Raw genomic sequence first — 17,532 nt, forward strand, 5'->3', positions numbered from 1 at the left:
TAGAAGAGGGAGATTTATGGATATTGCATTTTGGATAGTGCTGGGCATCATTGTGGTGACAGTGATTTTCCTATGGGCCACCTATAACCAGCTAGTAACTCTGAAGGTGAGGGTCGACGAAGCCTGGAGTGACATCACAATACAGCTCAAGCGCCGCGCGGATTTGATTCCCAACCTGATCGAAACCGTGCGCGGATACGCCTCGCATGAAAAAGAGGTGTTTGAATCCGTCACCAGGGCGCGCGCCGCGACGGTATCCCCACAAGCCCTCGAGCACCCGGCACAGGCTGCGCAAGCCGAAGGCGAGCTTCAGGGAGCTCTCAAGAGCCTATTCGCGGTCTCAGAGGCTTACCCGCAATTAGTCGCCTCGGCTAACTTTCTCGAGCTACAGCGCGAGCTAACCGACACTGAGGACAAGGTGATGGCTTCTAGGAGATTCTTTAACGGTGGCGTGCGCGAGCTGAACATCAAGCTCGAGCAGTTCCCTACCAATTTCTTCGCCCGATCACTGGGCTTTATCGCACGCGAATTCTTCGATGTTGAAGACGTAGCGGCAATTCAAAATCCACCGCAGGTTAGTTTTTAGGGGAACTCTTGTATTCGGCAATAGCTGCCAATAAACGCAACACCGTATTTATAGTTGCGGGCTTCGTGATTATTTTGGGAGCAATCTCCTGGTTCTTTGGGCAAGCAACTGGAAACGGTTCCTCGGCAATTTGGATAATCGCTTTCATTTTTGGCTACGCAATCTTTCAGTATTACGCGGCTTCATCGATAGCGATTGGGCTCAGCGGCGCCAAGCAGATCCAAAAAAGTGACAACCCGCGGCTCTGGAATATTGTCGAAAATCTTTCCATCTCGCAGGGCATGCCAATGCCCAAGGTTTATCTCATCAACGACCCAGCGCCGAATGCCTTCGCCAGCGGAAGGGACCCCAAGCACGCCATCGTTGCCAGCACCACGGGCTTATTGGAGATTATGGATGACGCTGAGCTGGAGGGCGTCATGGCCCACGAGCTCGCCCACGTCAAAAACTACGATATTCGGGTCTCAACGATTGTTTTCGGACTAATCTCGGCGGTTGGCATTTTGGCGGATATGGCAATTCGGATGGCGTTTTTCTCCTCGCACTCCAGGGGCAAGAATTCCGGACAGCTCGGACTCATCCTGATTTTATTGGGCGTCATTGGCTGGATAATAGCCGCGCTAATCGGGCCGCTGGTCTCAGCCGCGGTTTCGCGACAGCGAGAATATTTGGCTGATGCTTCTGGTATTGAGATGACCCGTTTCCCCGATGGGTTGGCCTCAGCTCTGAAAAAACTTGGCGAATATGGCCAGCCAATGCGCCGGGCGTCGCCTTCGATGTCGCACATGTACATCAATGATCCAGTGAAGCCCTCATTGGCACAGCGGGCCTTTTCAACCCATCCGCCAATTTCTAAGCGAATCGAAAGACTCGGGGCGATCGGAACCAGCTTCTAAATCACTAGACTTTTCAAGAGTTTTAGTTTGAGATTGAAGGTTTCTAATGCCCACAAGTGACTTACCCACCCTGAAAGAATTTGATGCGGCCTGGGAGCGGGTTTCAAAAGTCGCAATGAAGACCCCGATTCTTGAGAGCAACTGGCTTTCGGATCTCACCGGAGAGCCGGTCTTTTTCAAGTGCGAAAACCTGCAGAGAACGGGTGCCTATAAAATTCGCGGCGCCTACAACATGATTTCAAGGCTTTCTGAAGAAGAAAGAGCCCGCGGGGTGGTGGCAGCATCGGCTGGGAACCACGCCCAGGGAGTGGCGCTTGCGGCCAGGCTGTTGGGTATTAAGGCAACGATTTTTATGCCCATCGGAGCGTCTTTGCCGAAGTACCAAGCGACCATCGGTTATGGGGCAAACGTTGTGCTCACCGGCGCTATTTTCGATGACACCCTTGTTGCCGCAAAGGAGTTCACTAATTCCACCGGAGCGGTCTTCGTGCCGCCTTTTGATCATCGCGATATTGTTATCGGGCAGGGCACGGTTGCTCTCGAGATTTTTAATCAATTACCCGAGGTTGACAACATCGTGGTGTGTCTTGGAGGGGGAGGTTTGGCGGCCGGAGTGGCGCTTGCCGCCAAGCTAAAGGCCGAATCACTCGGCAGAAAAGTTAGGGTCTACGCTGTGCAGTCTGAGATGGCCGCCTCCTACCCGCCCTCGCTAGCTGCTGGGGAGCCCACCGCAATTGAAGTCAGGCCGACCATCGCAGATGGAATTGCCGTTGCTAAACCTGGCGCCTACACCTTTGGAATAGTTAGGGATTATGTCGACCAAATCGTGACGGTGTCTGAAGATGAGATGGCCAAGGCGATGCTTGCGGTGATGGAAAGAAGCAAGCTGGTGGTTGAAGCAGGGGGAGTAGTTGGGGCCGCTGCCCTGATGGCTGCCAAATTGGAACTTCAGGGCACCACCTGTGTGATTATCTCGGGTGGAAATATCGATCCGCTATTACTTCAGAAGGTCATCGGACACGGTTTGGCTGCCTCTGATCGCTACACAAACATTTCGGTGATGCTGCCAGATAGGCCGGGGCAGTTGGTGAAGACCGCCCAGGCGGTAGCTTCGGCTCAGGCCAATGTGGTGGAGGTGCTCCACACTCGCCATGGCAACGGTTTTCAAATCAGCGAGGTTGAGTTGCGCTTAGCGGTTGAGACTCGGGGCAAGGAACATCGCGATGAGGTACTGCAGGCCTTAGAAGAAGCTGGGCTTAGACCGTCTATGGATAAAGACTAGAACTCGAAATTGGCAAGGTTAGTGACTTCAACGGAAATCTCTTTGCCGTTGGGGGTTTTGTAGCTAACCGTGTCACCCACCTTTTTACCGCTTATGACCCGGCCGATAGGTGAATCGGGGGAGTAAACATTCAGGTCACCTTCATCGATTTGCTTTTGGTGCTTTGTGCCCTCAAATAGCTCTTGGCTACCGAGATAAAATTCTGTTTCTTTGCCGTTTAGTTTGCACGTGACCATGAGTCCCTGCTTCACTATGCCATCCGTTGCATCGGCCTCGCCGATAGTTGCCAGCGCAAGAATATTTCCAAGTCGGTTGATCCGGGATTCAATCTTGCCCTGCTCTTCCTTGGCGGCGTGGTAACCGCCATTTTCTTTCAGGTCGCCTTCTTCGCGGGCCTCCTGGATGCGCTTGGCAATATCTGGTCGGGCGATAATTATCAGGTCGGCAAGTTCTTGCTTGAGACGCTCATAGGCATCAGGTGTCAATAATAAGTTTTCGCTCATTGTTTTACTCCGGGTAGTGAAAAAGCTCGCCTAGCGAGCATTCCGCAAAGCCTAGCGCACCCAGCACTCATCGACCAGACCGGTCACAGCTAGATTCGTTGTGTTAATGGCCTCGCTGAACCTCAGGGTTTCGGTTTCGAAGGGCCCAAATTCAAACTGCTTGTGACCCACAACGCCGAAGCTGTTGCTTAAAGCTTGAACATTGCAATACCCCACGGTGCCGATTGGCATCTGAAGCTCAAAATCTACTATCACCTGATAATCGGACACTACGCTAAAGCCAACGTCGGTGAAGCTGATGGGAGAGTGGTTGGCAAGGGCAAACCATGCTGTGGTTGCGACCATCGCGGCCACGCCGGAAAGCCCAAGTATGAGCTTTTTGCGCTTCGAGCTTGGCTTTTTGGCCCCGTAACGCTCAGCCAGAATCTCATTGGTCATGTAACAAGGTTATGCGACCAGGTGGAATACTTATGACATGAACTTTCTGTATTCACTTTTGGCCGAAGTAACCGTCACCCCAATACCGGTGCCAGATGATCAATACAACTCCCCAGGAACCATCGGATTTATTGTTACTTTCCTGATGGCGGCCGTTGCTGTTTTTCTAATTTTCGACATGACTCGGAGAGTTCGAAACACTCGCTACCGGACGGAGATTCGCGCGAAGCTGGCCCAAGAGGAGCTTGAAAACCTAACGGTGGAGAAGCCTGAACGGCCAATCCCTCCTATAAAACCGAACCGAGAGAACCCGGAAGCGGATCTAAACCGATAATCATTGCCGCGCTCCAGTGGCAGATAAAGGCTGCGACAGTGAGCGAGTGAAAAATCTCATGAAAACCAAAGTGCTTGGGAAAAGGGTTGGGTTTTTTCAAGCCGTAAATAACAGCACCTATTGAGTAGAGCACCCCTCCAACGATTATCAAGACCATCATTGCGATATTGGCCGCAAAGAAATCTTGAATGTAGATAACCGCCACCCACCCGATTCCCAAGTAAATCGGCACGTAGAGCCAGCGTGGAGCTGAGATCCAAAAAACCCGAAAGCCGATTCCAAGAATTGCGATTCCCCAAACCAAGGATATAAGGACCATTCCCTTTTGGGCTGGAAGCGCCAAGAGTGTTATCGGGGTGTAGCTACCGGCGATTAGCAGAAAGATGTTGGCGTGGTCGATTCGCTTTAGAATCTTTTTGGTAAGCGGTTTCCAGTTGAAGAGGTGATAAACCGCCGAGTTCCCAAAAAGTAAAAACGAGCAGGCAAAAAAGATAGCACCGGAAGTCTTGGCCACCCAGCCCTCGCCGAAGACAATTAGCAACACACCACCGGCCACCACAAAAGGCAGCACCCCGGTGTGGATCCAGCCTCTCCAAGAAGGCTTGAAATCAACGGTCTGTTTCGATCCCTTGAGTTCACTCAGTGGAACATATAAGGGGTCTGGGCGCTCTTGTTCTGGCATCATTCAAATAACGATAAGCCATGTTCAGAGTTGCTCTGGTCTCGGATAACCTTATGGCGTGCAAAACCTTGTTTATCGGTTTTATGAAAAGCGGCTAGAGGCTGCCCTGAGTGAAAAAGACATGCCCAAACACGTGGGCGTTTTGGTGGATGGAAACCGCCGTTGGGCCCTGAGTCAAGGCTTTGAAAAAGCCGGTCAGGGCCATGCTGCCGGGGCCAGAAAGATTATTGATTTTCTCTCCTGGTGCTCTGAACTTGGAGTCAAGCGAGTCACTTTGTATCTTTTGTCAACCGATAATCTGACTGGGCGCAGCAAAGATGAGCTAGATGAACTGATCGAGATCATCGTTTCACTGTCCGAGGAATTGGCAAAGTTATCGCGCTGGAAGCTTCAGGTCGTGGGGGACATCTCCAGCCTTCCTTTTCAAGCGGCCCAGCGACTTGGCAAAGTCGAGAAAAAGACCGCAAAAAATCAGGGAACCCACGTGAATCTTGCCGTTGCCTACGGGGGCCGCAAGGAAATCGCCGATGCCATGCGCTCGATTCTAAAAAAGCACGCCCTAACCGGGGCAAGTATCGAGGAGCTGGCAGAGGTTATGACACCGGATTTGATTGCCGAGCATCTTTACACTGGTGGGCAACCAGACCCTGATCTATTGATTAGAACCTCTGGGGAGCAGCGGCTGAGCGGGTTCCTATTATGGCAAAGCGCAAATTCCGAATTTTATTTTGCTGAGGCACTCTGGCCTGATTTTCGTAAGGTTGATTTCTTAAGGGCGATGCGTGATTTCCAGCGTCGTAGGCGCCGCTTTGGGGCCTAAGTATAAAGTTTCATAAACCTATTTATTTTTGGCGTGTCTAAAGCGAAAAATCCTCATTCGCGGGCTTAACCTTCGAGCAACATTCATCCACGAGGAGCGTCTGTGCCAAAAACTTCAAACCCCAAATCGGAATCTCAAGTTGCTACAGTTGAAAATCCGCGGGGGGTGAAGAGCGCGGTCGCCAAGCCAAAATCAACTGCAGTCAGAACCTTTGTTTTGGACACCTCAGTTTTACTTTCGGACCCGCAGGCGCTTTTCAGTTTTGCCGAGCACGAGGTGGTGTTGCCCATAGTCGTGATCAACGAACTCGAAAAGAAACGCAACGACAGCGAGATTGGCTTTTTCGCGAGAAAAGCACTCAGGCATCTAGACGATCTAAGAAAAAAGCATGAGAGATTGGATTTCCCAATTGAAGTCGGATCGGGAGGTTCGCTAAGGGTCGAGCTCAATCACATCGACCAATCGATTCTGCCCAGCGGGTTTCAGCTCGGGGACAACGACTCCAGGATATTGGCGGTAGCGGCCAACCTAAAGTCCGAGGGTTTTGATGTAACTGTCGTGTCAAAGGATTTACCAATGCGAGTCAAAGCCGCTTCCATCGGCTTGCAAGCGGAGGAGTATCTGCACGAGTTGGCCAGCGACGAATGGTCGGGCACTGCGGAACTGAGCCTTACACCACAGGAAATGGCCAACCTTTATGACGCCGAGGAAATCAGTCACCCGGATGCAAAAACTCTGCCAATCAATACCGGGTTGGTAATTCACTCAGACCGCGGAAACGCTCTTGGTCGAGTCTCGGAACAGCGCACCATTAAGTTAGTCCGCGGGGATCGCGAGGTGTTTGGCCTTTATGGGCGTTCTGCAGAGCAACGCCTCGCCATCGACGCATTGCTTGATACCGAGATTGGCATAGTTTCAATCGGTGGTCGAGCAGGAACCGGTAAAAGCGCCTTGGCGCTATGCGCTGGTCTGGAATCAGTCCTTGAGCGCAGAGCCCATAAGAAAATAATGGTCTTCCGCCCGCTTCATGCTGTTGGCGGTCAAGAGCTTGGGTTTTTGCCTGGCACCGAGGCGGAGAAGATGAATCCTTGGGCGCAGGCGGTTTTTGATACCCTCGGGGCCTTGGTTTCAAAGGAGGTGGTAGAGGAGGTGTTGAATCGAGGAATCCTAGAAATCCTGCCACTTACACACATCAGGGGTCGTTCGCTTCACGACACCTTTGTCATCGTCGACGAAGCACAATCACTTGAGCGCAATGTTTTATTGACGATGCTCTCTCGAGTGGGACAAAAGTCTCGAGTTGTTCTAACCCACGATGTGGCGCAGCGCGATAATCTCCGAGTCGGGCGGCACGATGGAATTGCTTCGGTCGTGGAATCCCTAAAAGGTCAGCCACTTTTTAGCCACATAACTCTGATGCGCTCTGAGCGCAGTGAAATTGCCGCTCTGGTAACCAAACTTCTGGATTAGCTGGAGCGCTAGCCGATCGTGAATCGGCTGGGGATAACTTGGAGCTGATTTTTTCTGAAGGCCCTAATCTTTCGGGTTATGAGGGTTCTAGAGATAATTCCGGTTTTACTAATGCTGGTCTTGGCCTACCCGCTGATCAAATACGACTTTCTAGAACATCGACTACCAAATCGTTTTACCTATTTGGCGATTGGGGTCTCTCACGGTGCCACCTCACTGATTACTTTGGTTGAAATGGATTTTGGGAGATTTTTTACAGCCGTGCTGATTAGTGGTTTGACTTTTGGGATTGGCTACCTAATGGCTAAGTACGATCTGATTGGTATGGGTGACATAAAGCTTTTGGTTGCCACCAACCACATCCTGGCTTGGTTCGCGCCCGGGCTAGTGGTTGTTGCTCTGACGGTGGGGTTGGTGCTTGGTTCGATTTACGGGCTGGCTTTGGTGCTTTTTAATAAAATGAGCTGGAAGGCCTCCATGGCACTTGGACCCTTTTTGCTAATCGGGTTTTTCCTAACAATCACACCGGAATTGGCGGTGTCTTTTATTGCGGCGGCCGGGTCATAGTAAAAACATCCAGGGCCTGATCGAGTTGGGCCATGGTTAGTTTTTGATTATCTACAAAACCGAGTTCTATGGTCGCTTCTTTTACTGTGACCCCACTTGCCACCGCGTGCTTGGCAATCTTGGCGGCGTTTTCGTAGCCGATGTATTTATTTAAGGGAGTGACAATCGACGGGCTTGATTCGGCCATTGCCTTAGACCTTTCAACATTTACTTCCAGGCCCCTAATGGTCTTATCGGCTAATACCCGCATCGAGTTCGAAAGCAGCCTGATGGATTCTAAGAGCGCATTACCCATCACTGGGATTGCAACATTTAGCTCAAACGAACCCGAGGCCCCGGCCCAGCTGACGGTCGCATCGTTTCCGATTACTTTGGCGCAAACCATCAGGACCGCCTCGGGGATAACCGGGTTGACCTTACCCGGCATGATTGAGCTGCCTGGTTGAAGATCCGGGATGCTGATCTCGGCGAGGCCGGTGTTGGGCCCGGATCCCATCCACCTGAGGTCATTATTTATCTTGGTGAGGCTGACCGCCAGCACCTTGAGTGCCCCAGATGCCTCCACCAGCGCGTCTCTGGCGCCCTGAGCCTCAAAGTGATCCCTGGCCTCGGTAATTGGTAAGCCGGTTTCTTTGGCCAGATTCGCGATTACCGCCTGCGGGAAACCTTTTGGAGTGTTAATGCCAGTGCCGGTTGCGGTTCCTCCCTGGGGCACTTCCGCCACTCTTGAGATTGTGCTTATAACCCGCTCGATACCGTAGCGAATCTGGGCAGCATAGCCGGCAAAGACTTGCCCAAAGGTAACCGGGGTCGCATCCATCAGGTGGGTGCGACCGGGCTTTACAAATTCGCTCCAGTCAGTGGCTTTTTCTTCCAGAGCCTTAGCCAGGTAGTCAAGCGAAGGCAATAGGTTGTGAATCAGCGATTTTGTAACAGCCACGTGCACCGAGGTTGGAAATACGTCGTTCGAGGACTGTGAAGCGTTCACGTGGTCGTTGGGGTGGACTTCCGAGCCCAATAGCCTGGTCGCCAAGGTGGCCAAGACCTCATTCATGTTCATGTTGGAGGAGGTTCCAGAACCGGTTTGAAAAACATCCACTGGGAAGTGGTCTAGGTGTTGACCCGCAATAATCTCATCGGCGCTCGCAGATATCGCATCGGCAATTTTGGCATCGAGTATTCCTAAGGATTGATTGGCCTGCGCGGCGGCCTTTTTGATTTGAGCTAGCGCGATGATGTGCTCGCGCTCCAAGCCCTGCCCGCTGATCGGGAAGTTCTCGACTGCTCGCTGAGTCTGAGCTCGATACAGGGCGTTGAGGGGAACTTTAACTTCACCCATGGTGTCGCGTTCAATGCGGTATTCCATTTGCATCCCTTATTTGCTTGACTGAATATTTCCGTGAACCACAATCGGTTGAATGTCTCCGAGTTCTAGTTTGTAGTTCGCACCCACAACAGCTAGTTTGCCAGTTTTTATGGCGTTGGAGATTACTTCGGAGGTATCCAGCATTTCGGCAATGGTGTCTCTAACGTGACGAATGGTCAGCTCATCGATACTGGTTTCGCCTTCGAGAATTCCGCGTTCAATGGTTGGCAAGATTCTTGCAACTAGGTTCTTTATGAACTTACCTTGCACCTTGAGTTCCCCTTGTGCAGCATTCATGGTTTCGCGAACCGCCCCGCAGTCATCGTGACCCAAAACCAAAATCAATGGAACGTTCAGGACCTCCACGGCGAATTCCAGTGAGCCTAAAATCGTGTCGGCCATAACCTGGCCCGCATTGCGAACCACAAAAAGATCCCCAAGGCCAACATCAAAAATCATTTCCGCCGCCAGCCTGGAATCTGAGCAACCGAAAACCGCTGCAAAGGGCTTTTGTTTGTTCACGATATTTTTTCGAACATGCACCCCTTGCCTCGGGTGATTAGGGGTGCCCAAGACAAAGTTTGCGTTGCCCATTTTTAGGGCCTGCCAGGCTTCGAAGGCGGTTTTTGGTCTTGGCAAGCTAATCCATTTCGGCTGCGATGGCAGTAGCGAGGATATCAAAATCAGCTAACTGCGCGGTCCCAAAAATCACCACCACACTCTCGCCATATTTGTGAACTAGGGCGTATTCCTTGGTGCCCGGTGGGTTTGATGGACTCAGGGTCGGCCAGATTTCCCAACTCAGGCCGGCAATTTGGGTTTCACCGTCTTGCCAGTTGCCCTGCAGCGTTAATGCCAGCCAGCTCGGGTTTGATGCAGCGGCCTGAGTCAGGCCTATAAATTGATTATCTTCGGTGACAAAGCCGACATACCAAGAGCGAACATCCAGATTATTCTCAACTCTTGCGCCATTTGAATACCAATCGGCCGGAATTTTTGGAGCGAGAGGTTCTGCCCCGAGGCTCGAGGCAGCGGACTGGGCAATGGTCTGATAATCGATTGGCACAATTCGATTGGTGTCATCCCTTGGAACACCTAGGACAATTGCCGCGGTGAGCCCGAGGGTGACCAAGAGCGAGAGAATCAGGTTTCTGACAGTTTGCTTGGCGCGCCTTTGGGCTGCTGCGTCGCTCACTTGGAGTCCTTGGTGGCTATTGTTTCGTCAAGTTTTTTACGAGCACCGGAGAGCCAGCCCTCGCAGTGGGCTGCAAGTGCCTCACCTCGCTCCCAAAGCGCCATTGAGGCCTCCAGGGACACATTCTGCTGCTCCAATTGGGAGACCACTTGCTGAAGCTCTTCGCGAGCCGCCTCGTAGCTGAGTGTAGATATTTCTTTAGTCATGGGATTCCTTAACCGAGTTAGTTGTGGCCAAAATTTCCTGAGTGCTTGTGATGATGCGAAGCTCGCCGCCTTTTTTCGCTTTTGTGAGTGGCTTCCCGGTGGCGTCTGTTATCACCGAATAGCCACGCTCCAGAGTTAATTTCGGTGACAGGCTTTTCGCGCGAGCGTGCAGTTGAGCCACGTCATTAGTCCCTTGCTCAAGCCTGAATACAAGAATCTCACCGATTCTTTTTTTCAGTGCGCCAAGTAAATCAGTTTGGGCGTCTATCACTCCGTAGGGAGAGGACAGAACCGGCCTGGAGATAACCCCGGCGATTAGTTGCTGCTGAGAATCAAGGGTGCTTTTCATGCGGTAGCGAATTCTGTCTAAAGAAATGCGCAGCCCTTTTCGCTCTTCGGTGACATCCGGCACAACTCTTTTAGCGGCATCGGTTGGGGTTGAAGCCCGCAAGTCGGCCACCAAATCCAAAAGTGGCTGGTCATTTTCATGGCCGATCGCCGAGACTAGGGGTTTTGAGAGATTTGAGCATGCCCTAACCAGTCGTTCATCGCTAAATGGCAGTAGGTCCTGGAATGAGCCTCCGCCGCGCGCGAGAATAATCACGTCCACCGAATCCATGGCCTCCAATTGTTCCAGTGCAAATAAAATCTCTCCTACTGCCTTTTCGCCCTGCACCAAGGTGTTTATCACTTCGAATTGCACCTCGGGCCAGCGAAGCTTGGCATTTTGCAAGATGTCCTTCTCGGCGTCGGAGTTTGCGCCAGTGATCAAACCGATTCGATTTGGCAAAAAGGGCAGAGGTTTCTTGCGGCCCGAATCAGCTAACCCCTCGGCAATTATTTGCTGCTTGAGTTTTTCTATTCGCTCCAGGAGCTCACCCAGGCCAACTTTATGCATTGCGATGATGCGCAGGGTGAATTTGCCATTTTTGGCCCAGAACTGGGGTTGGAGCAATGCGACAACCCGGTCGCCCTGTTTTAGGCCTGCTTCGATCTCGGCGCCGGATCTTTCAAAGGCGTGTATCTCCACTGCCGCTTCCACATCCAGGTCCCTCAGGGAAGCGAATAGTCCACTGGAGCGCTGAGAAAAAGATTGCAATTCCCCTTCAACCCAAACTTGGCCGAGTTTCTCAATCCAGTCTTTGACGGATTTTGAGAGCTGAGAAACCTGCCAGGGGGAATTCTCTTGGCTAACCTTTGATTGGGACTTAGTAGCCGCAGCGTCCTGCATTTGGACCTCCTTGCGGCTCTTCGTAGACTTGTTAGGTGATGACTATCAACAATAACGCCCCGACCCACATTGATTTGGGAAACAGAGTACTTCTAGCAGCCCCTAGGGGCTATTGCGCGGGAGTTGATCGAGCCGTCATTGCAGTCGAGAAGGCCTTGGATCACTACGGGGCTCCGGTTTACGTACGCAAGCAGATTGTGCACAATAAGCACGTTGTGCAGGCCCTAGAAAGGCGCGGCGCAATATTTGTCGAAGAAGTAGACGAGGCACCCGAGGGTTGCGTCATGGTGTTTTCGGCCCACGGAGTCTCACCGGCGGTTGTGCAAATGGCCGAGGCCCGAAATCAAATGACAATTGACGCGACCTGCCCACTAGTGACCAAGGTCCATCGCGAGGTGCAGCGCTTTGATAAAGAGGGTTATGACATTTTGCTGGTTGGCCACGAGGGTCACGAAGAAGTCGAGGGCACCGCGGGCGAAGCCCCCCACGCTGTTCAGCTAATCGATGGCCCAGACGGCATTACCAATGCCAAGGTTAAGGACCCATCCAAGGTCATCTGGCTGTCGCAGACCACCTTGTCGGTGGATGAAACCATGGAGACGGTGATAAAGCTTCGCGAGAAGTTCCCTACCCTGCAGGACCCGCCAAGTGATGACATTTGCTATGCCACACAGAACCGCCAGGTTGCCATCAAGAAAATTGGTGCCGAGAGCGATTTAGTTTTGGTGGTTGGCTCAGCCAACTCCTCAAACACCGTTCGCATGGTCGAGGTGGCACTCCAGGCCGGAGCCAAGGCTGCCTACCGCGTTGACTATGCCTCCGAAATCAAGCCAGAGTGGTTTGAAGGAGTGAAAACCGTTGGCGTTTCTTCCGGAGCCTCAGCTCCAGAGGAGCTGGTTGCCGAGGTTTTGGACTACCTAGCAACAATCAACTTTGGCGATGTGCGCACCGTAACCACCGCCGAGGAAAATGTGCAATTCTCATTGCCTAAAGAGCTTCGCAAGGATCTCAAGATGGCCGGAGAAGACACCTCGAACAAAATGAAGAAGTAGCTCTCAAGCCTTTCGCCATTATGTACAAAAACATGTACATAATTGCTAGAGATGAAAGACGGTTACTTCAGTCCCGCAACCCGTTCTTAGCGTTGCTGAAGCCCGGGCGGGCCTCAGCAAAATCATCAAGCTTCTCAATGAGGATTCCAGCACGGGGGTAACTGCTTTCATCGGCTCTCATCGCAAGGCCCAGGTCGTGATCATGGCCGCAAGAAATTATGAGTCTTTTGCGGCAGAAAGAAAAACTGCCCTCACTCTTTCAGGGGTTAGGCGGTTGAGTTCGATAATCAGAAAAATCGCAGCCAGCTGGGGGCTGGCAGCAGTGTCACTGTTTGGGTCGGTAGCTCGAAACGAGGCCACAGAGCAAAGTGATGTTGACCTTCTGGTGACTTCTAAGCATGGCGTTTCACTCTCAGCCCTCTCCGGATTCAAAGAAGACATGGAGTTGCTTCTTCGCTCTGAGGTCGATGTTTTGCTGCGAAACGTCAATTCGGAAGTAAATAATCTAATTGCAGCTGAAGCGATAGAAATTTAGTGACGCTCCAAGAGGAGTGCGCCCAGTTGGAGCTGCTCTTGACAGACTTTTATCAAGGCGAGGCCATAAGAGATTTTGGCGAAGAGGACTTTTTGAGTCGGTTCGAGCTCGAGCTTGCCGCTGAGGCTCTTTCGATTCATGTGGGGGAGTCATTGGAAAGACTCTGCATAATCACAAACCTTGATATTTATTCGATCGGGATCTACAAACTGGCTATGAAGAACCGTGATTTCGTGGCCCATAAATACGGTCAAATTGACCACGCAACGCTATGGAGAACTTTATGCGACGACTTCCCCGAGCTCGAAATCCTTATCCAAGCCAGGCTTAAAAATCTGGAATGCGCTGAGCATCGCGGCTCCGCAGGTAAATAATCATCCAAGGCTTAAACAGCCTGCTGCGTGCCGCGGCGTTTAGCTATTTATTACCAGGCTGACTTTCCTGCAGATCCAAGCTGCTGGGCGGCTTGGATGATTCGAGCTGACATTCCAGCTTCGGCTGACTTTCCCCAGTTGCGAGGGTCGTAAAGCTTCTTGTTTCCAACTTCGCCATCAACCTTTAGGACTCCATCGTAGTTTTTGAACATGTGGTCAACGATTGGTCGGGTGAAGGCGTACTGGGTGTCCGTGTCAATGTTCATCTTGATGACTCCGAACTTCACTGCGTCAGCAATTTCTTGGGGGGTTGATCCTGAGCCACCGTGGAATACGAGGTCAAAGGGGTTGGCCTTACCGTATTTTGCTCCAACTTCGTCCTGAATCTGCTTGAGCAGTTCTGGGCGCAAGTGGACATTGCCTGGCTTGTAGACACCGTGGACATTGCCGAAAGTCAATGCCGATAGGTAACGACCATTTTCTCCCATACCCAGGGCCTCAATGGTCTTTATGCCGTCTTCAACTGTTGTGTAGAGGTGCTCGTCGATTGCGCCCTCAACGCCGTCTTCTTCGCCACCAACTGCGCCAACTTCAATTTCGAGAATGATGCCAGCATTGTGTGCCTTGGCTAAAAGCTCTTTGGCAATCACGAGGTTCTTGTCTAAAGAGATGGCAGAGCCGTCCCACATGTGGCTATTGAAGATCGGCTCGCCGCCTTTGGACACTTGTTCTTGGGACAGCTCTAGCAGTGGCCTCACGAAGCCGTCCAGCTGATCCTCGGCGCAGTGGTCGGTGTGCAGGGCTACTTTGATGTCGTAGTTCTTGGCAACCTCGCGAGCCATTGCAGCGAATGCCAAGGCTCCTGAAACGCGGTGCTTGATGGTTGGACCACTCCAGTAGTCGGCACCGCCAGTGGAGACCTGCAGGATTCCATCAGAGCCGGCTTCTTGAAGCCCGGCCAGTGCTGCATTCAGGGTTTGAGAGCTAGAGACGTTGATCGCCGGGTAAGCGAAGTGACCCTTTTTGGCGCGGTCCAGCATTTCGCCATATTGTTCTGAATTTACAATTGCCATTTTCGGCTCCTTAGTTATGCTTTTGCCGGTTCGCCGAGTGGGCGGTTACGGTCTGGAATTAGTTCTATAGTTGCGTCTACTAAATTATCAATTGACTTTAATCCGCTGGTCGGTTGCTGAACTTTAGCCGCTCCCCACTGAACCGCTGCGGAGATGCCTTCAGCAACATCAAAGCCAACTCCGTAGGCTCCGGGCTCGGAGGGATGGGTTGTGACTGCGGCTAAAAAGCCAGCAATAGTCGAATCTCCGGCGCCAACGGTGTTGATAACTTTCACCGGCGCAGTGAAGGCGTGAATGGCGTGGGTTGCGGTGACGGCAATTATGCCGTCGATACCAAGGGACGCCATCACGCAATCAACTCCCCAGTGATTTAGTTCGTGGGCAGCATCGATTACATCGCCGATGGTTCTCAGGTCACGTCCTACGCACTCAGCAAGCTCGTGAGCATTCGGTTTCATGATTGTGGCGTAGCCCGTCTTTGCCCAGTAGCGAAGAGCTGGTCCGGAGGTGTCGAGTAAAACCTTCACCCCGAGCTGCGCCATGTGTTGAAAAAGTGGTTCTAGGTCTATGACTTTGCCGGTTTCAATAATCTCGGGGTGAGCTCCGGCCACGACCAACCACTCAGCCCCGGTCTCTGTGACGGTCTTTTCGGTCATTGCTACAACCGCATCCCAGTCTTTTTGCTTTAGGGGCCTCGGGTGCTCGTTTATTTTTGTTGTGGGCCCGTTTTTTTCCAGGACCGTGGTCGAGACCCGAAGGGTGCCCTCGACCCAGAGTGGCTTCAAAAATGTGGTTGAGCCGGTGCGTTCCAACACGCTTGGATCCGCATTGCCGATTGGAACAATTCCAGGAGCGCTGATGCCAGCAAGAGCTAGGCCGCGAGATACGTTTATTCCTTTACCCGCAAGCTCCTCGCCAACCTGGTAGGCACGATTCACCGCTCCCTCCTCAAGATTTTCTACGAAATACGTTCGATCAAGAGTTGGAGCTGGAGTGAGAGTGACAATTGGCGACGATTTGCCAGCCATTGGGTTCTCCTTGGATGTGAGGGGGATAGATTTCGCACTCACATCGTTGTAGGCACGAAACCACTATAACTAAAAAACTCCGGCTAATCTTTAGCGTCGAGCTCCTTGGCGGTAATCGAGGTTGCCGACTCTTCAATTACCTTTGGGCTCGCTATTGAATCGATCGCTAACTCATTTTCATCTAAATCGTTCAGCTTGCGTGCGGTGACAAGAACCCTTGATTCCAGTGACGACACGAAACTGTTGTAGTCCTTGACGCTCGTGGTTATTGAGCGACCTAATTTATCGGCTAGCTGGGCAATCTTGCCGATGCGATCGTAAAGCTCTTTGCCGAGTTTGATCATTGAGCGAACTTGGGACTCATCAGCGTTTTGCCGCCAAATATAATTTATGGTTTTTAGCACCGAAAACAAGCTAACCGGCGAGGCCAGCGCCACATTTTTCTTGAACGCATATTCCAAAAGTCCAGGATCGGTATCAAGCGCTGCGGACAAAAGCGACTCGGAAGGCACAAAGCAAATTACAAAATCCGGGCTCGCGCTAAGGCCGGCCCAATATGTCTTAGCGCCAAGGGCATCGATGTGTCCCCGAACTGCCCTCACGTGTTCTTCTAGGAGCTTCTTTCTTCTCGAAAGCTCCTCACCGCTGGCCATTTCTGAAATTGCACTGGCCTCTTGATAAGAATTGAAAGGGACCTTCGAGTCAATCGCAAGCGACTTGCCGCCGGGGAGATTTATAACCATGTCCGCTCGGCCCAAACCCGCGTCGGAGGAGATAGTCGCTTGCTCCGAAAAGTCAGCGTGCTTGATAAGCCCGGCTAGCTCCACAAGCTTGCGAAGCTGAGCTTCGCCCCAAACACCGCGCAGGTTATTCGAGCTGAGGGCTTGAGCCAACTGCTGGGTTTGCTTGCGAAGGTTCTCGTCGGTTTCGATGGCGCTGCGAAGCTGTTCTTGAATGGAGCTGAATTGCTCCGTGCGGTCTTTTTCGAGCCGCTGGACAACGGTTTGCATTTGCTCGAGTTGCTGTTTCACCGGGGCCAGTTGCAAGAGCACTTTGTTTTCCTGGTCTTGGCGCAGGCCCTGTTGGGTTTGAGCCTCGTCCGCTTTTTGGAGCTGAGCGCGAAGCTCTTTTTCGGTTGCTTCGAGGGCACCCAATCTCGCGGCGAGGTCCACGTCCTGAGCTGGAGCGCGCTTTTTACCCAATAGGTAGCCAATTAGGGCGCCCAGCGCCGCGCCTATAAAAAGACCGTTGATTAGAAACCAGATTGCATTTTCCATTTAAGAAGTATTGCAGTGGGTTCAGACAATGATCGGCTTGAGCCTTTGTTTCGTTGCAATCAGTAGCTCAGCTAGATCTTGAGCATCGTGCCTATCAGCCATATTCAATACAATTCGAGCGCAGGCATCCGCATCTGCGAGTGCATCGTGGTGTCGAAACTCTTCATGACCTATCGCGTAAGCAACAGCGTTGAGGCGGTAGCTCTCAAGCGCATAAGTTCGTCTTGCCATCTGCAAGCTGCATGCGTAGTTCAGGTTTGGTAAATCAAAATCAACTGCTCGAGCTGAATCCCTCAATACCCGCATGTCGAAACTGGCGTTATGAGCAACCATGGTGAGCCCCTGGGTAAAAAGCAGCAATTCGGGCAGAACCTCCTGCCAATCTGGCGCATCTGCAATGTCCTGCGGGTGGATGCCATGAACATTTATGTTTCCCTGATTAAAATAATTATTTGGGTGCGGAGGCCGAAAAAGCATTGAAAGTGTTTCGGTTATTTGACCAGCTTGAACCCTCACTAAGCCCACGGCACATGGGCTTGCGGGGGAGGAATTGGCCGTTTCAAAGTCGATTGCGCAAAACTCGAGAGCCATACCTAAGTATGAGGCAATAAACTTTG

Annotated in this window: 22 protein-coding genes; 10 read left to right on the forward strand and 12 right to left on the reverse strand. The window is 51.9% G+C overall.

Annotated elements, in window-relative coordinates:
- Positions 1-16 precede the first annotated feature (16 nt).
- The 3 genes from BLP47_RS04120 to ilvA are packed head-to-tail and all read left to right on the forward strand — an operon-like array spanning position 17 to position 2,764.
- Positions 17-586 carry a LemA family protein gene (locus BLP47_RS04120; protein WP_091850628.1) on the forward strand — a complete coding sequence of 190 codons (570 nt, stop codon included), beginning with the start codon at positions 17-19 and terminating at the stop codon, positions 584-586.
- An 8-nt stretch (positions 587-594) separates the two neighbouring features.
- Positions 595-1,482: a M48 family metalloprotease gene (locus BLP47_RS04125; protein ID WP_091850630.1), complete on the forward strand. Its 888-nt coding sequence runs from the start codon at positions 595-597 to the stop codon at positions 1,480-1,482.
- A gap of 46 nt (positions 1,483-1,528) precedes the next feature.
- On the forward strand, positions 1,529-2,764 hold the full coding sequence (ilvA, locus tag BLP47_RS04130) for a threonine ammonia-lyase (RefSeq protein ID WP_091850632.1): 1,236 nt from the start codon (positions 1,529-1,531) through the stop codon (positions 2,762-2,764).
- Here ilvA and greA read toward each other — a convergent pair.
- Together greA and BLP47_RS04140 are read right to left on the reverse strand one after the other, a co-directional pair.
- The gene (gene greA, locus BLP47_RS04135; protein WP_091850634.1) at positions 2,761-3,267 is read right to left on the reverse strand and encodes a transcription elongation factor GreA; all 507 of its coding nucleotides are present in this window, start codon (positions 3,265-3,267) and stop codon (positions 2,761-2,763) included. The two genes, ilvA and greA, sit on opposite strands and share 4 nt — an antisense overlap.
- A gap of 51 nt (positions 3,268-3,318) precedes the next feature.
- Positions 3,319-3,705 (reverse strand): DUF4307 domain-containing protein, encoded by a 387-nt coding sequence (locus BLP47_RS04140; RefSeq protein ID WP_091850636.1) that lies wholly within the window; start codon positions 3,703-3,705, stop codon positions 3,319-3,321.
- Between the two features lie 37 nt (positions 3,706-3,742).
- Here BLP47_RS04140 and BLP47_RS04145 point away from each other — a divergent pair, with 37 nt between their 5' ends.
- A complete protein-coding gene (locus BLP47_RS04145) occupies positions 3,743-4,039 on the forward strand; it encodes a hypothetical protein (RefSeq protein ID WP_091850639.1) in 297 nt (98 codons plus the stop codon).
- Here BLP47_RS04145 and BLP47_RS04150 read toward each other — a convergent pair.
- The gene (locus BLP47_RS04150; protein ID WP_091852915.1) at positions 3,993-4,721 is read right to left on the reverse strand and encodes a hemolysin III family protein; all 729 of its coding nucleotides are present in this window, start codon (positions 4,719-4,721) and stop codon (positions 3,993-3,995) included. The two genes, BLP47_RS04145 and BLP47_RS04150, sit on opposite strands and share 47 nt — an antisense overlap.
- Positions 4,722-4,779: 58 nt before the next feature.
- On the opposite strand from BLP47_RS04150, the gene BLP47_RS04155 reads away from it, so the two are divergent.
- The 3 genes from BLP47_RS04155 to BLP47_RS04165 all read left to right on the forward strand — a co-directional run bounded on the left by BLP47_RS04155 (position 4,780) and on the right by BLP47_RS04165 (position 7,578).
- Positions 4,780-5,541 carry an isoprenyl transferase gene (locus BLP47_RS04155; RefSeq protein ID WP_091850641.1) on the forward strand — a complete coding sequence of 254 codons (762 nt, stop codon included), beginning with the start codon at positions 4,780-4,782 and terminating at the stop codon, positions 5,539-5,541.
- Between the two features lie 165 nt (positions 5,542-5,706).
- A complete protein-coding gene (locus BLP47_RS04160; RefSeq protein WP_091852918.1) occupies positions 5,707-7,011 on the forward strand; it encodes a PhoH family protein in 1,305 nt (434 codons plus the stop codon).
- Positions 7,012-7,089: 78 nt separating this feature from the next.
- Positions 7,090-7,578, forward strand: coding sequence for a prepilin peptidase (locus BLP47_RS04165; RefSeq protein ID WP_091850643.1), 489 nt, complete (start codon positions 7,090-7,092; stop codon positions 7,576-7,578).
- Here BLP47_RS04165 and BLP47_RS04170 read toward each other — a convergent pair.
- From BLP47_RS04170 to xseA, 5 genes are read right to left on the reverse strand one after another with little or no spacing between them, the layout of a single operon-like run.
- Complete coding sequence (locus BLP47_RS04170; RefSeq protein ID WP_091852921.1) at positions 7,556-8,944, reverse strand: aspartate ammonia-lyase; 1,389 nt, start codon at positions 8,942-8,944, stop codon at positions 7,556-7,558. The genes BLP47_RS04165 and BLP47_RS04170 overlap by 23 nt on opposite strands.
- Before the next feature lie 9 nt (positions 8,945-8,953).
- Positions 8,954-9,583: a carbonic anhydrase gene (locus tag BLP47_RS04175; RefSeq protein ID WP_249883403.1), complete on the reverse strand. Its 630-nt coding sequence runs from the start codon at positions 9,581-9,583 to the stop codon at positions 8,954-8,956.
- A 1-nt stretch (position 9,584) separates the two neighbouring features.
- Positions 9,585-10,139, reverse strand: coding sequence for a DUF4245 domain-containing protein (locus tag BLP47_RS04180; RefSeq protein WP_091850645.1), 555 nt, complete (start codon positions 10,137-10,139; stop codon positions 9,585-9,587).
- Positions 10,136-10,345, reverse strand: coding sequence for an exodeoxyribonuclease VII small subunit (locus tag BLP47_RS04185; RefSeq protein ID WP_091850647.1), 210 nt, complete (start codon positions 10,343-10,345; stop codon positions 10,136-10,138). Before BLP47_RS04185 ends, BLP47_RS04180 begins: the two co-directional genes overlap by 4 nt.
- Positions 10,338-11,576, reverse strand: a complete 1,239-nt coding sequence (gene xseA, locus BLP47_RS04190; RefSeq protein WP_091850649.1) for an exodeoxyribonuclease VII large subunit — start codon at positions 11,574-11,576, stop codon at positions 10,338-10,340. Before xseA ends, BLP47_RS04185 begins: the two co-directional genes overlap by 8 nt.
- A gap of 38 nt (positions 11,577-11,614) precedes the next feature.
- Between xseA and BLP47_RS04195 the strand changes: the two genes are divergently transcribed.
- The 3 genes from BLP47_RS04195 (at position 11,615) to BLP47_RS04205 (ending at position 13,537) form a co-directional block, all read left to right on the forward strand.
- Positions 11,615-12,628, forward strand: a complete 1,014-nt coding sequence (locus BLP47_RS04195; protein ID WP_091850651.1) for a 4-hydroxy-3-methylbut-2-enyl diphosphate reductase — start codon at positions 11,615-11,617, stop codon at positions 12,626-12,628.
- Positions 12,629-12,830: 202 nt separating this feature from the next.
- On the forward strand, positions 12,831-13,163 hold the full coding sequence (locus tag BLP47_RS04200) for a nucleotidyltransferase family protein (protein ID WP_091850653.1): 333 nt from the start codon (positions 12,831-12,833) through the stop codon (positions 13,161-13,163).
- A 38-nt stretch (positions 13,164-13,201) separates the two neighbouring features.
- Positions 13,202-13,537 carry a HepT-like ribonuclease domain-containing protein gene (locus tag BLP47_RS04205; protein WP_157671481.1) on the forward strand — a complete coding sequence of 112 codons (336 nt, stop codon included), beginning with the start codon at positions 13,202-13,204 and terminating at the stop codon, positions 13,535-13,537.
- Between the two features lie 50 nt (positions 13,538-13,587).
- Here BLP47_RS04205 and fbaA read toward each other — a convergent pair whose 3' ends face one another.
- From fbaA to BLP47_RS04225, 4 genes are all read right to left on the reverse strand, one after another.
- Entirely contained in the window at positions 13,588-14,610 is a 1,023-nt protein-coding gene (gene fbaA / locus BLP47_RS04210; protein WP_091850657.1) for a class II fructose-bisphosphate aldolase, read from the reverse strand.
- 14 nt (positions 14,611-14,624) lie between these two features.
- Positions 14,625-15,638, reverse strand: coding sequence for a 1-phosphofructokinase family hexose kinase (locus BLP47_RS04215; RefSeq protein WP_157671483.1), 1,014 nt, complete (start codon positions 15,636-15,638; stop codon positions 14,625-14,627).
- A gap of 83 nt (positions 15,639-15,721) precedes the next feature.
- Positions 15,722-16,915 (reverse strand): DNA recombination protein RmuC, encoded by a 1,194-nt coding sequence (locus BLP47_RS04220; protein WP_091850661.1) that lies wholly within the window; start codon positions 16,913-16,915, stop codon positions 15,722-15,724.
- Between the two features lie 21 nt (positions 16,916-16,936).
- Positions 16,937-17,506, reverse strand: coding sequence for an exonuclease domain-containing protein (locus BLP47_RS04225; protein WP_091850663.1), 570 nt, complete (start codon positions 17,504-17,506; stop codon positions 16,937-16,939).
- Positions 17,507-17,532 lie beyond the last annotated feature (26 nt).

It is taken from the genome of Candidatus Aquiluna sp. UB-MaderosW2red (assembly GCF_900100865.1).
Taxonomy (GTDB): Bacteria; Actinomycetota; Actinomycetes; order Actinomycetales; family Microbacteriaceae; genus Aquiluna.

Bases quoted from the DNA above. Each gene is read 5' to 3' on its own strand.
- fbaA (WP_091850657.1), bottom strand. From the start codon at position 14,610: ATGGCAATTGTAAATTCAGAACAATATGGCGAAATGCTGGACCGCGCC.
- BLP47_RS04170 (WP_091852921.1), bottom strand. From the start codon at position 8,944: ATGGAATACCGCATTGAACGCGACACCATGGGTGAAGTTAAAGTTCCC.
- BLP47_RS04140 (WP_091850636.1), bottom strand. From the start codon at position 3,705: ATGACCAATGAGATTCTGGCTGAGCGTTACGGGGCCAAAAAGCCAAGC.
- ilvA (WP_091850632.1), top strand. From the start codon at position 1,529: ATGCCCACAAGTGACTTACCCACCCTGAAAGAATTTGATGCGGCCTGG.
- BLP47_RS04195 (WP_091850651.1), top strand. From the start codon at position 11,615: ATGACTATCAACAATAACGCCCCGACCCACATTGATTTGGGAAACAGA.
- BLP47_RS04120 (WP_091850628.1), top strand. From the start codon at position 17: ATGGATATTGCATTTTGGATAGTGCTGGGCATCATTGTGGTGACAGTG.
- BLP47_RS04200 (WP_091850653.1), top strand. From the start codon at position 12,831: ATGGCCGCAAGAAATTATGAGTCTTTTGCGGCAGAAAGAAAAACTGCC.
- BLP47_RS04215 (WP_157671483.1), bottom strand. From the start codon at position 15,638: ATGGCTGGCAAATCGTCGCCAATTGTCACTCTCACTCCAGCTCCAACT.
- xseA (WP_091850649.1), bottom strand. From the start codon at position 11,576: ATGCAGGACGCTGCGGCTACTAAGTCCCAATCAAAGGTTAGCCAAGAG.
- BLP47_RS04185 (WP_091850647.1), bottom strand. From the start codon at position 10,345: ATGACTAAAGAAATATCTACACTCAGCTACGAGGCGGCTCGCGAAGAG.
- greA (WP_091850634.1), bottom strand. From the start codon at position 3,267: ATGAGCGAAAACTTATTATTGACACCTGATGCCTATGAGCGTCTCAAG.
- BLP47_RS04165 (WP_091850643.1), top strand. From the start codon at position 7,090: ATGAGGGTTCTAGAGATAATTCCGGTTTTACTAATGCTGGTCTTGGCC.
- BLP47_RS04225 (WP_091850663.1), bottom strand. From the start codon at position 17,506: ATGGCTCTCGAGTTTTGCGCAATCGACTTTGAAACGGCCAATTCCTCC.
- BLP47_RS04145 (WP_091850639.1), top strand. From the start codon at position 3,743: ATGAACTTTCTGTATTCACTTTTGGCCGAAGTAACCGTCACCCCAATA.
- BLP47_RS04220 (WP_091850661.1), bottom strand. From the start codon at position 16,915: ATGGAAAATGCAATCTGGTTTCTAATCAACGGTCTTTTTATAGGCGCG.
- BLP47_RS04150 (WP_091852915.1), bottom strand. From the start codon at position 4,721: ATGCCAGAACAAGAGCGCCCAGACCCCTTATATGTTCCACTGAGTGAA.